At 33.0% G+C, this 12568-nt stretch carries 12 protein-coding genes; 1 reads left to right on the top strand and 11 read right to left on the bottom strand.

What is annotated here, in order from left to right:
* Positions 1-131: 131 nt before the first annotated feature.
* From dnaB to J7S27_00040, 5 genes are all read right to left on the bottom strand, one after another.
* Positions 132-1529, bottom strand: coding sequence for a replicative DNA helicase (gene dnaB, locus J7S27_00060; protein QTU82965.1), 1398 nt, complete (start codon positions 1527-1529; stop codon positions 132-134).
* An 8-nt stretch (positions 1530-1537) separates the two neighbouring features.
* Complete coding sequence (rplI, locus tag J7S27_00055) at positions 1538-1993, bottom strand: 50S ribosomal protein L9 (protein QTU82964.1); 456 nt, start codon at positions 1991-1993, stop codon at positions 1538-1540.
* Positions 1994-2109: 116 nt separating this feature from the next.
* Positions 2110-2361: a 30S ribosomal protein S18 gene (locus tag J7S27_00050; GenBank protein ID QTU82963.1), complete on the bottom strand. Its 252-nt coding sequence runs from the start codon at positions 2359-2361 to the stop codon at positions 2110-2112.
* A 29-nt stretch (positions 2362-2390) separates the two neighbouring features.
* The gene (gene ssb / locus J7S27_00045) at positions 2391-2837 is read right to left on the bottom strand and encodes a single-stranded DNA-binding protein (protein ID QTU82962.1); all 447 of its coding nucleotides are present in this window, start codon (positions 2835-2837) and stop codon (positions 2391-2393) included.
* A gap of 22 nt (positions 2838-2859) precedes the next feature.
* Complete coding sequence (locus J7S27_00040) at positions 2860-3159, bottom strand: 30S ribosomal protein S6 (protein QTU82961.1); 300 nt, start codon at positions 3157-3159, stop codon at positions 2860-2862.
* A gap of 503 nt (positions 3160-3662) precedes the next feature.
* Here J7S27_00040 and J7S27_00035 point away from each other — a divergent pair.
* Positions 3663-3857 (top strand): hypothetical protein, encoded by a 195-nt coding sequence (locus J7S27_00035; GenBank protein ID QTU82960.1) that lies wholly within the window; start codon positions 3663-3665, stop codon positions 3855-3857.
* 61 nt (positions 3858-3918) lie between these two features.
* Here J7S27_00035 and gyrA read toward each other — a convergent pair whose 3' ends face one another.
* The 6 genes from gyrA to dnaA form a co-directional block, all read right to left on the bottom strand.
* A complete protein-coding gene (gene gyrA, locus J7S27_00030; GenBank protein QTU82959.1) occupies positions 3919-6381 on the bottom strand; it encodes a DNA gyrase subunit A in 2463 nt (820 codons plus the stop codon).
* Positions 6382-6396: 15 nt separating this feature from the next.
* Positions 6397-8325, bottom strand: a complete 1929-nt coding sequence (gene gyrB, locus J7S27_00025) for a DNA topoisomerase (ATP-hydrolyzing) subunit B (GenBank protein QTU82958.1) — start codon at positions 8323-8325, stop codon at positions 6397-6399.
* Complete coding sequence (gene recF / locus J7S27_00020; protein ID QTU82957.1) at positions 8318-9418, bottom strand: DNA replication/repair protein RecF; 1101 nt, start codon at positions 9416-9418, stop codon at positions 8318-8320. The genes gyrB and recF overlap by 8 nt, the downstream gene beginning before the upstream one ends.
* Before the next feature lie 2 nt (positions 9419-9420).
* Complete coding sequence (gene yaaA, locus J7S27_00015; protein QTU82956.1) at positions 9421-9639, bottom strand: S4 domain-containing protein YaaA; 219 nt, start codon at positions 9637-9639, stop codon at positions 9421-9423.
* A gap of 115 nt (positions 9640-9754) precedes the next feature.
* Positions 9755-10903 (bottom strand): DNA polymerase III subunit beta, encoded by a 1149-nt coding sequence (gene dnaN / locus J7S27_00010; protein QTU82955.1) that lies wholly within the window; start codon positions 10901-10903, stop codon positions 9755-9757.
* 139 nt (positions 10904-11042) lie between these two features.
* Positions 11043-12353 carry a chromosomal replication initiator protein DnaA gene (gene dnaA, locus J7S27_00005; protein QTU82954.1) on the bottom strand — a complete coding sequence of 437 codons (1311 nt, stop codon included), beginning with the start codon at positions 12351-12353 and terminating at the stop codon, positions 11043-11045.
* Between the last annotated feature and the right edge of the window lie 215 nt (positions 12354-12568).

The following is a 12568-nucleotide window of genomic DNA, read 5'->3' as shown; positions in this document are numbered from 1 at the left end:
TAGATAAAAAAAGCGATTTCCCTTATTTTAAACGTACAATTTAATAACAAGGAAAATCACCTCTGTTTTATATGTTAATTTTATAGTAATTTCTATATATCCAAAATATAAAATGTTTCACGTGAAACATTTTATTGTGGTGGTTGTTCCAATGCGATTGGTGAAAATTTATTGTATTCTTTTTTAAATAATAATTTCACTGTACCACGTGCACCACTACGGTTTTTTTCGATAATCACTTCGACAATATTGTTTTCAATTGGTTGTTCTTCAACGGTGTCTTTTTTATCTGTTTTGTCTTTTTTATCACTGCCTTCGCGTTGATAGTAATCATCACGATATAAAAAGGCAACAATATCGGCGTCTTGTTCAATAGATCCTGATTCACGAATATCACTCAAGACAGGTCTTTTGTCGTGTCGTTGCTCTACACCACGAGATAATTGAGATAACGCAATAATTGGCGCTTTTAATTCTTTTGCCAATTTTTTCAATTGTCGTGAAATTTCAGAAACTTCTTGTTGACGGTTTTCTCTACTACGTCCTGCACTTTCAATTAATTGTAAATAGTCAATAACAACTAAATCAATAGATCCTTTTTCTTGTGCTAAACGGCGGCATTTCGCACGTATTTCAGAAATTTTAATACCTGGAGTATCATCAATATACGTATTTGTATTTGCCAATGTTTCCATAGCAAAAAATAATTTATCCCACTCATCATTGGTTAAATTACCCGTACGCATATTGTGCGCGTCAATGCTTCCTTGTGCACAAATCATACGATTAACTAATGATTCTGCACCCATTTCCAAACTAAAAATAGCTACCGTTCCTTTTTCTTTAACGGCAACGTTTTGCGCAATATTTAACACAAACGCCGTTTTACCAACAGCTGGACGAGCGGCTAATATAATTAACTCATCTTCGTGCAATCCGGTTGTCATACGGTCTAGTTCGGGATATCCGGTAGGGACACCTGTCACATCACCTTTTTGTTTTGCTAATATTTCTAAATTTTCAACAGTTGTGCTTAAAATATCCGAAATGCGTATAAATCCATCACGTGATTTATTTTCTGAAATACTGAAAATTTCTTTTTCAGCAAATTCAATAATTTCTTCCATCGACTGTGTGTCGTCAACACTTTTAGAAATGATATTATTTGCACTGTTAATCAAGCGTCTTAATATTGATTTTTCAACAACAATATCTGCATAGTATTGTGCATTTGCTGCTGTAGGTGTTTTTTTAGACAACTCTAATAAATAGTCTAATCCACCAACATTATCGAGTTGATTTTGTTTATCTAATTCAGCACGCAATGTAATCAAATCAATCGTTTCATTACGATTGATTAAATCTCCCATTGCAGTAAATATTAAACGATTACGAACGCCATAAAAGTCTTGTGGCGTAATCGTGCCTAAGTCTAAAAAGACATTAGAATCAAATAAAATTGATCCTAATACGGCTTCTTCTGCAACTAAATCGCGTGGTAATTGTCTTTCTTCAACGATAGTTTCCATAATTTACCCTAATTTTGTTTTTTAATCAGTACTGTAACGTTTGTTGATACTTGTGAATGCAATTTAACTGGAATTTTTACATAACCTAACGCTTTAATTGGTGCATTCATTTCAATTTTACGTTTATCAATATCAATGTTAAATTCTTTTGATAATACATCAGCAATTTGTTTATTCGTGATGCTTCCAAAAATACGTCCGTCATCGCTTGCTTTTGCATACAATTCAACAACTGTATCTTCTTTTTCAATTAACTCTTTTAATTGTTGTGCATGTTCGAGTTGAGCTTGTTTTTCTTTTTCAATCGCTTTATTTTGTCCATTCAATTCACTTAATGCACTTTTATTGGCTTCTTTTGCATATCCATTTTTGATTAAAAAGTTTTTTGCATAACCGTCGGCAACATTTTTTACTTCACCTTTTTTACCTGAACCTTTAACATCTTTCAAAAAAATTACTTGCATGATTATCTTCCTTTCTCTTTCTTTTATTATACCATTAGTTTTCTTTTTTTTATAAAATGTTTCACGTGAAACATTTTATAAAAAAAAGGCGACGACTATTCGTCGCCACCATCTCATTAGTCTACAGTAGTGAATGGTAGTAAAGCCATTACACGTGCACGTTTGATTGCAACTGTTAACATACGTTGATATTTTGCGCTTGTACCAGTTACACGGCGAGGTAAGATTTTACCTTTTTCTGAAATGAAACGTTTTAAAAGTTCTGTATCTTTATAATCGATAAATTCAATATGATTAGCAGTAAAGTAACATACTTTTTTACGTCTACGCATTCCGCCACCACGGTTTGGACGTTGTTGGTTAGCCATTGTATATTCCTCCTATTAAAATCACGCTACTAGAACGGTAAGTCATCATCTGAAATTTCAAACATTTCAAAATCGTTACTTACTTGTGTAGTTGTGTTATTTTGTGGAGCAGTAGTTTGTTGTGAATGGAACTGCGCTGTAGATGCTTGTGATTCATTTGAACCTTTTGATTCTAAGAAATCAAAGTTTTCAACAACAATATCTGTTGTATAAATACGTTGTCCTTCTTTTTCGTAACTGCCCGTTTGAATACGACCTTGTACACCAATTAATGCACCTTTCTTCGTATACTGAGCTAATGTTTCAGCCGGTTTATTCCAAATTACACAGTTAATAAAATCAGCAACGCGTTCACCATTTTGGTTTGGCACACGACGGTTAACTGCTAATGAAAAACGACCAACAGCATTTCCGTTTGGTGTATAACGTAATTCTACGTCTCGCGTTAAGCGACCAATTAATGTAACAACATTCATTTTTCTGCCTCCTTGCTATCTATTAAGCTTCTTCTTTTACGACAATGTGACGTAAAATGTCAGTATTGATTTTAGCTAAACGATCAAATTCGTTAATTGCAGTTGCATCAGCAGCTGTTAATTTTACGATGTGGTAGATTCCTTCTTGGAAATCTTTGATTTCATAAGCTAAACGACGTTTACCGAATAATTTTGACTCTAAAATAGTAGCACCATTATCAGTCAAAATGGCATCGAAACGTGCAACCAATTCTTCTTTTGCAGCTTCTTCGATATTAGGACGAATAACATACAAAATTTCGTAGTTAGTTGTTTGACTCATTATTTTTACCTCCTTATGGACTTTGGCTCTAAAAAGAGCAAGGAGAGTGATCTATTGATATAGATACTCACACCTAAACATTGTACTAAATTGAAGTAATTTCTGTCAAATTTTCTAAGCCTATTTTAAAAGCATTTTTAAATTTAAATTATCCAAACTAGATTATTTTAGTAAAATGAATTTAAGATGTACTTAAAAATTTTAATCTAAACAGTGTAACAACCGTTTTGCCATTGATTTTTTCAAAACTTTCGCTTTAAAATTTCTACACTGCCCATACTTGTATCACTTTTTTAACAGTTGTGATAGGTGTAAATTTTGGAGAGAGTAATAGTAAAATAAAAAAAGAAAGCGCTACCAATATTTTATTATAACTCTTTTTTACTGATATTAATAGTCTTGTTTTTTTATTTTTTTATGATACGGTTAACATATGAATCATCACAATATGTTTTGTCTAAAACTTTTTACGTGAATACGATAACACAAGGAGTGGAATATTTATGAGTACGTTCGATGAAAAAAATCAAAATTCAATCAATAGACTACTTAAAATGATTATGATTAGTTTGATTATTGTCGTTATTCTTTGTATAGTGAGTGCCATTATATTGATGACAGTAAAACCAACCAATACTGCTTTAAATAATATTACGAAAATGCTAGTTATCGTTGATAACAGTAAATACATTTTATAATGCTAAAAGCGACCGATTATTTTAGTCAGTCGCTTTTAAATTGCATATTATTTTGTTTTTATTATTCTTCATCACTTTCATCGTCTTCATGATTAATTTTAACAAATGAAGAAACTTTTGCTTGGTCATCTAAACGCATTAAGCGAACACCTTGTGTAGCTCTTCCGGTTTGTGATACCTCTCCACAAGCAAAACGAATGATGACACCTGTATCGGTCATTGCCATAATGTCTTCGCTACCGTCAACGGTAATTAAACCAATTAAATTACCATTTTTTTCAGTAATATTTGCCGTTTTAATACCCTTAGTACCACGACTCTTAATCGCATATTCATTTGCCGGTGTACGTTTACCATATCCGTTTTCAGTAATCACTAACACTTCTGAATTATTATTTAAAATCGACATGCCGACAACATAATCTCCTTGGCGTAATTTTACACCACGTACACCCGTTGCGGTACGTCCCATCACACGAACATCTGCTTCGTTAAAACTTACAGAATAGCCAAAGTGTGTTCCAATAATAATGTTTTGTGTACCATCGGTGATCAAGACATCAATCAATTCATCATCTTCACGCATATTGATGGCTTTTAAACCGTTCGTACGAATATTTTTAAAGTCATTCAACGATACACGTTTTACGACACCTTGTCGCGTACCAAATAATAGGCAAGTATCTTCAGTAATATCTTTATCAATATTTATAATGGTTTGAATTGTTTCTTGTGCTTCAATTGGTAGCAAGTTAACAATTGGTAGACCTTTTGCTGTTCGTGAATGTTCATTAATTTCATACCCTTTCATACGATATACTTTTCCTTTGTTTGTAAAGAATAGTAAATTATCGTGTGTAGAGCATGCCACTAAATTGGATATATAGTCGCCGTCATGCATATTCATACCTTGTACACCACGTCCACCACGTTTTTGTTTTCTAAATTCGCTATTTGGCAAACGTTTAATGTAACCATTATTCGTTAATGTAATGACAATATTTTCTTTTTCAATTAAATCTTCATCTTCAAGACTCAATACTTCACCAACTAATAATTCGGTACGTCTTTCATCTCCAAAACGCTCTTGAATATCGGCTAATTCGTCTTTAATAATATTTAAAATGCGGTAACGGTTTGCCAAAATATCCGTTAAATCAGAAATTAATGCCATTAATTCTGCATGTTCGGCATCAATTTTTTCACGTTCCAATCCTGTTAAACGAACTAAACGCATATCTAAAATAGCTTGAGATTGTTTATCGGATAACCCATATTTTGAAATAAAGATGGCTTTTGCTTCATCTCCTGTTTTTGATGAACGTAAAATCGCTACAATTTCATCGATATGGTCTAAAGCAATTTGTAAACCTTCTAAAATGTGGGCACGTGCTTGTGCTCTATTTTTATCAAAAATGGTACGTCGTTTAATGACATCTTCTTGATGCTCTAAATAATTTTCTAATATTGCCTTCAAACCTAATGTTTTTGGCACACCTTTTTCAATCGCCAACATATTGAAACCAAAAGACGATTGCAATTGTGTTAATTTATACAAATTATTGACGACAACGCTTGCACTCGTATCGCGGCGCACTTCCACCACAACACGCATACCTTCACGACCTGATTCATCAGCAACATAGGTAATACCATCAATACGTTTGTCACGGCCTAATTCAGCAATTTTTTCAACTAATTTGGCTTTATTGACCATGTAAGGTAATTCGCTAATTAAAATGCGTTCTTTACCGTTTGGTAACTGTTCAATATCGACCTTACCACGAACAATAATCGTTCCTTTACCCGTTTCGTACGCTTTACGAATACCGGATTTTCCCATCACAATACCACCAGTTGGAAAATCTGGTCCAGGTAAAACGTCCATCAATTCAGCCACAGTAGCGTCTGGATTTTCCATTAACACTTGAATGGCTGAAATGACTTCACCTAAATTATGCGGTGGAATATTTGTTGCCATCCCTACGGCAATACCAGAAGCACCATTAACAAGTAAGTTTGGAAAACGTGCAGGTAAAACGTCTGGTTCACGTTCACTACCATCGTAGTTATCGTGATAATCAATTGTATCTTTATTGATGTCACGTAACATTTCTAAAGTTAATTTAGACATTCTTGCTTCGGTATAACGCATCGCAGCAGCACCATCACCATCAATCGAACCAAAGTTTCCATGACCGTCTACTAATAGGTAACGGTAACTGAAATCTTGTGCCATACGCACCATAGCATCATAAATCGCCACGTCACCGTGTGGATGGTATTTCCCCATAACATCACCGACAATACGCGCTGATTTTTTATAGGCTTTATCTGGTGTTACACCTAATTCATGCATGCCGTATAAAATACGACGATGTACAGGTTTTAATCCATCACGTACATCGGGTAAAGCACGCGATACAATGACACTCATTGCATAGTCTAAAAATGATGTTCGCATTTCTTGACTTAAATTAGCATTTTCAAATGTTTCATTTCTTAAATCTCTTTCTATTGACATGGTTTACCTCCTTTCTTACACATCTAAGTTTTGAACGTATTTTGCATTATCTTCAATAAATTTACGACGTGGTTCAACACGATCACCCATCAACATATCCAACACTTTATCGGCTTCAGCAGCATCTGCCACGCTTACTTTAAGCATACGACGATTTTCTGGGTTCATGGTTGTTTCCCACAACTGTTCTTTATCCATTTCACCAAGCCCTTTATAACGTTGAATACTTGGTTTTGGTGTTGATGGTAATGTTTCTAAATATTCTTTTAATTCAGTATCCGATGCTAAATATTTTACAACTTTACCTTGTTTAACTTGGTAGAGTGGTGGTTGAGCAATATAAACATAACCTGCTTCTACTAATGGACGCATATAGCGATAAAATAGCGTCAGTAGTAATGTTCGAATGTGAGCACCATCGACATCGGCATCGGTCATAATCACTAATTTATGGTAACGCGCTTTAGAGACGTCGAACTCTGCACCAAATCCTGTTCCCATTGCGGTAAAAAGTGAACGAATTTCTTCATTTTCTAAAATTTTATGAAGGGTTGCTTTTTCAACGTTTAAAATTTTACCACGAATTGGTAAAATGGCTTGATACATACGAGAACGTCCTTGTTTGGCAGAACCACCCGCAGAATCTCCCTCTACGATAAATAATTCACATAATTCTGCTTCTTTACTTGAGCAGTCTGCTAATTTACCGGGTAAATTACTAATTTCTAAACCTGATTTTTTACGTGTCATTTCACGTGCACGTTTAGCAGCTTGACGCGCTTTAGAAGCTAAAATCCCTTTTTCCACAATTTTTTTAGCAACTTGTGGGTTTTCTAAAAGAAATTTTTCAAAGTATGTTGCAAACAAGCGTTCTGTTACTTTTCTTGCGTCAGAGTTTCCTAATTTGGTTTTTGTTTGTCCTTCAAATTGTGGATTTGGGTGTTTAATGGATACAACACACATCAATCCTTCACGAACATCATCACCCGTTAAATTATCTTCATTTTCTTTAATTAACTTGCTTTTTTTAGCATAGTCGTTAATAACACGTGTTAAAGCGGTACGCACACCTTGTTCGTGTGTTCCACCTTCGTGCGTGTGAATATTATTCGTAAAACTTAAAATATCGCCATAATAACTGTCGTTATATTGTAAAGCCACTTCCACTTGAATGTTATCTTGTTCGCCTTCAATGTAAATTGGGTCATCAAATAACACGACTTTACCTTCGTTTAAGTAATCAATATAACTACTAATTCCACCTTCGTAATGGAATTCTTTGACTTGTTGTTGATTTTCACGTTTATCTTCAATAACAATGCGTAAACCTTTATTTAAAAAAGCTAATTCACGTACACGTGTCATCAATCGATTAAAATCATAAATAGTTGTTTCTGTAAAAATTGTTTCGTCTGGTACAAAATGAACTTGTGTTCCTGTTTTATCCGTTGTACCAACAATTTTTAAGTCTTCTACAACATTTCCGTATGTGTAAGATTGCTCATAAATATTGCCATTACGGTGTACTTGGACGGTTAATGATTTTGACAATGCGTTAACAACCGATGCCCCTACACCATGCAATCCACCGGACACTTTATAACCGCCGCCACCAAATTTTCCTCCAGCGTGCAAAACAGTAAAGACGGTTTCTACTGCGGGTCTTCCCGTTTTTTCTTGAATATCTACCGGAATACCACGTCCATCATCTAAAACGGTAATACTATTATCTTGATTAATGATAATTTGAATGCTTGTCGCAAACCCAGCTAGCGCTTCGTCAATCGAGTTATCAACAATTTCCCACACTAAGTGGTGTAAACCTGAAGCACTTGTTGACCCGATATACATTCCGGGACGCTTGCGAACAGCTTCTAATCCTTCCAATACTTGAATTTGACTGGCATCATAATCCTGTCCTAAATTTTTAACGTTTTCAGTCATATGTTACACTTCCTTCCTTAATGTGAAATATTTTAGGTTGTTCAATTAAATGTTTTTGAATACCTTCTAAATTAGTTGTTGTGATAAACGTTTGTACTTTATTTTCAACGGTTTTCAGTAAATACGTTTGGCGTAAATCGTCTAATTCGGATAAAACATCATCTAATAATAAAATGGGGTATTCTCCCGTCTGGTCAAAAATACTATCGATTTCGGCTAATTTGACGCTTAATGCGACCGTTCGTTGTTGTCCTTGTGACCCAAAATCGTGCACATTTTTGCCGTTGACATAAAAAATAACGTCATCTCGATGTATGCCATAAAGTGTTTTTCGTTGATACAGTTCTTTTTCTTTATTGTTGTGGTAGAGTTGCATAAACCTTTGTTCAAGCTTGTCTATTGATGTGTCAGTAACATTGTCAAGCTGACTAATGTATGCAATAGATAGTGCATCTTTTTGTTGAGAAATGCTTAAATTAATGGTGCTTGCGTAATGGGTGATTTGTTGGATATAAGCTAATCGGTAATGTAAAATAATTGCCGATAATTTAGCTAATTCTTCAGTAAGAATATCAAAATAAACCGTATCCAATTGTGCTTCTTTTAAATAGGTGTTGCGTTGTTTTAACGTTTTTTGATAAGTGGATAAATAATTTAAATACAATTTATTCATTTGTCCTAATTGCATATCAATAAACTTACGACGAATTGCTGGTGTGCCTTTAATAATATCTAAATCTTCTGGAGCAAAAACCACTACTTTTAAAAAACCGACATAATCACTAAGTTTTTTTTGTTCAATTTTACCAATTGATGCTTTTTTACCTTTGTGATGAATGATTAACTGCAAAGGGATTTTATTTTGTTTTGTAATGAGTGCATCAATTTTAGTGAATTCTTGTTGAAATTGAATTAAATCTTTATCGTTATGCGTTCGATGGCTTTTCGTTAATGCTAAAACATGTAACGCTTCAATAAGATTTGTTTTACCTTGTGCATTTTCACCAATCATAATGTTGATTTTAGGTGAAAATTCAACCGTTTGTTTCGTATAATTACGAAAATGTGAAAGGCTTAATTGTTCAACGTACATGATTATGCCACTTGCTTTACAATAATTTTTGTACCATTTTCTAATTCAATAATAGAACCATGATACACTTTTTTACCACGTCGGTTTTCCAATTCGCCATCTAAATAGACGGTGTGATTGGCTAAATACCACTTTGCCATACCGCCGCTACTAATGACATCGGCAATTTTTAAAACTTGACCTAGCGTAATGTAGTTTTCATTTATTTCAACAACTTGCATTTTTACACCTTCTTCACACAATAATTCATCATAAATTATACCTTAAAAAATGGAAAAACGCAAAAAAACGGCCTTTTAAGCCGTTTTTTATCAAAATAATGAAATTTATCATTTTTTAGTTTCTTGTACGTATAGGCGTAATTAATTGGATAAATTGATTTAATTCATCATCACTTGCTTTTAATGTAAATGGTCTACCTTCATCCATTAGCCCGATAATCACGTCATGCCCTGATAACACACGTAAAGCGTCTTTCATATAGTTAGGGTTAAACGCAATTTTTAATCCATTACCTTTAAATGCTGTTGGCAATAATACATCTTCAACATAACCGATTTCAGATGATTCAGTGTATAACTTAATATTTTCTGATGCTGTACTATCCAATGTCACAATATCGTTTTTACCTTCTGTTGATAAAATAGATACACGTTCTACGGCATGTAAAAAGGCATTGGCATCTATTGTGATGTGTGTTGTCATTTCTTGTGATAATAAGCGTGTTACGTCAGGATAATTTCCTTCTAATAAACGTGAGTAAAAATATAGATTTTCAGAAATAAATAACACTTTATTTTCTGAAAGAACCATTGTTAATTGATCGTCGTCTGAAATGATTTTTGTTAATTCACTTAAACTTTTAGCAGGAATAACGCAATCGTGTGAAACATTTTCAGAAATATTTGGTAATTTAACAATTCTTTTGCTCATACGATGTGAGTCCGTTGCTGTAGCGATTAGTTCACCATTTTTAATTTCTAAATGAATCCCTGTTAAAATCGGACGTTGCTCACTTGTAGAAGCAGCAATCATCGTTTGTGATAATACTGTTTTAAATAAAAATGTTGGTAATTGAATGGTATTTGATGTATCACTTTCAATATTTTCAATAATTGGATAAAGGTCAGCATCTAACCCATTAATGTTAAATGTTGATTGTCCTGATTTAATTTGTAATTTTTGATGGTCTAATAACGTAATATCAACAGTATCATTAGGTAATTTTTTAATAATTTCTATAAAGAAACGTGAAGGTAACACTAATTTTCCAGTTTCATGAATGGTTAAACCATTTTCTTCATCTTTACTTAATACCATTTTTTCAATGGAAATATTAGCATCACTTCCTGTTAAATAAATACCGTCTTTTGTAACGTTTAATTTAATACCTGTTAAAATAGCGATTGCACTTTTTGATGAAATGGCACGTTGAACATCTAATAGATGTTTTAAAAATTGATTTTTGTTAATTGTAAATTTCATGGTATCTCCTTTATATAATATTAAATAAATATAATAATAGTAGTAGGACTTGTGAATTGTGTGTATAAGTCTATTTTGTTTAGATAAATCAATTGATTAGATTGTGGATAAAAAGTGTGGATAAAGAAAAAGTTATCCACTAACGTAATTTTGATTTTAATTGATTGATTTGTTGAATGAGTAAAATATCAGAGTTTTCTTGAATAATCGTGTCTATTTTCATACAAGCGTGCATTACAGTGGTATGATCTTTTTTATTAAAGGCTTGTCCTATTTTTGGTAATGAATTATCTGTAATTTCACGAGATAAATACATAGCAATTTGTCTAGGAATAACGATTTCTTTATTACGTTGTTTCCCTTTTAATTGTTCGATAGTGACATTAAATAATTTACATACTTCATTTTGAATGTCAAAAATAGATACCATTTTTGATTCGTCTGAACTAAATAAGGATTGCAGTGCTTCGGCTGCTAAACTGGTTGTAATGTCTTGACGTTTTGTTACCGCATAAAAATTAACACGTGTTAAAGCTGCTTCTAATTCACGGACATTAGAATTTACTTGTCCAGCAATATAATTTAATGTTTCATCAGGAATTGTAATTTGATTGCTATTTGCTTTTTTTCTTAAAATGGCTGTACGTGTTTCTAAATCTGGAGGTGTAATATCAGAAGATAATCCAGAACTGAATCGTGAAACTAAACGTGCAGGCAATTCAGGAATTTCCGTTGCCAATCGATCACTCGTTAAAACAATTTGTTTACCTGCATCTCGCAATGTATTAAAGGTATGGAAAAATTCATCTAATGTTTGTTCTTTTCCAGCTAAAAATTGAATATCATCGACTAATAGTAAATCCACTTGACGATAGTTATTTTTAAATTCTTCCATTGCACCGTGACGAATAGCAGTGGTAAATTCATTAACGAAATCTTCACTAGTGACATAACGAATATTAGCTTGAGGTTTATTTTGTAAAATACTATTTCCAATGGCGTGCATTAAATGTGTTTTTCCTAAACCTGAACCACCGTAAATGAATAATGGGTTATAGAAATTACCGGGGGAATCACTAACGGCAAGTGCTGCTGCGTGAGCCATACGATTGCCTTCTCCAACGATAAAGTTATCAAATGTATATTGTGGTTTTAATTTTATTGAATGATTTTGTGGTAAGGATACCGGTGGTGTTGTTTGTATTGGTTCAATTTCTGACTGCACCACAATAGTAATATTAGGGTAATTTTCTGATAAAATTTGTGTAATTGAATTTTGTAAAAACTGATCCCAATGCGGTCTAATTAATTGATTAACCGAAATAATAAATGTATTTTGATAAAAACTAATTGGTTTTGCCGGTAATATAAAGGAATTATAAATGTTAGGAGCAAAAATATGTTGTAATTTTACAAGTAAATTTTCCCAAATGGCTTGTGCGTTTTCCATAGATTTTTCCTTTCTTTATCATAGGATAATATTTTTTATAGTGTAGCATATTTTTAAAAAGTTATCCACAGAACGAGTGAAAATAATGTATCTATCCACAGAAAAAATAAAATGTGGATAAAAATTGTGGATAAAAAATGAAAAAATCTAAATTTCCACAAAACTATACACAATCATAAAGGCAACAAATAAATGAAAAATACACTTGTACACAG

This window comes from Carnobacteriaceae bacterium zg-C25 (assembly GCA_017945845.1).
Classification (GTDB): Bacteria; Bacillota; Bacilli; order Lactobacillales; family Aerococcaceae; genus WM01.
The sequence above is the reverse complement of the archived record's forward strand: the minus strand, read 5'-3'. Positions and strand labels throughout refer to the sequence as shown.

What these genes read in the sequence shown, in the direction of transcription:
- dnaB (QTU82965.1), bottom strand. Translation starts at nt 1,529, where the DNA reads ATGGAAACTATCGTTGAAGAAAGACAATTACCACGCGATTTAGTTGCA.
- J7S27_00035 (QTU82960.1), top strand. Translation starts at nt 3,663, where the DNA reads ATGAGTACGTTCGATGAAAAAAATCAAAATTCAATCAATAGACTACTT.
- gyrB (QTU82958.1), bottom strand. Translation starts at nt 8,325, where the DNA reads ATGACTGAAAACGTTAAAAATTTAGGACAGGATTATGATGCCAGTCAA.
- recF (QTU82957.1), bottom strand. Translation starts at nt 9,418, where the DNA reads ATGTACGTTGAACAATTAAGCCTTTCACATTTTCGTAATTATACGAAA.
- dnaN (QTU82955.1), bottom strand. Translation starts at nt 10,903, where the DNA reads ATGAAATTTACAATTAACAAAAATCAATTTTTAAAACATCTATTAGAT.
- yaaA (QTU82956.1), bottom strand. Translation starts at nt 9,639, where the DNA reads ATGCAAGTTGTTGAAATAAATGAAAACTACATTACGCTAGGTCAAGTT.
- J7S27_00050 (QTU82963.1), bottom strand. Translation starts at nt 2,361, where the DNA reads ATGGCTAACCAACAACGTCCAAACCGTGGTGGCGGAATGCGTAGACGT.
- rplI (QTU82964.1), bottom strand. Translation starts at nt 1,993, where the DNA reads ATGCAAGTAATTTTTTTGAAAGATGTTAAAGGTTCAGGTAAAAAAGGT.
- gyrA (QTU82959.1), bottom strand. Translation starts at nt 6,381, where the DNA reads ATGTCAATAGAAAGAGATTTAAGAAATGAAACATTTGAAAATGCTAAT.
- ssb (QTU82962.1), bottom strand. Translation starts at nt 2,837, where the DNA reads ATGAATGTTGTTACATTAATTGGTCGCTTAACGCGAGACGTAGAATTA.
- dnaA (QTU82954.1), bottom strand. Translation starts at nt 12,353, where the DNA reads ATGGAAAACGCACAAGCCATTTGGGAAAATTTACTTGTAAAATTACAA.
- J7S27_00040 (QTU82961.1), bottom strand. Translation starts at nt 3,159, where the DNA reads ATGAGTCAAACAACTAACTACGAAATTTTGTATGTTATTCGTCCTAAT.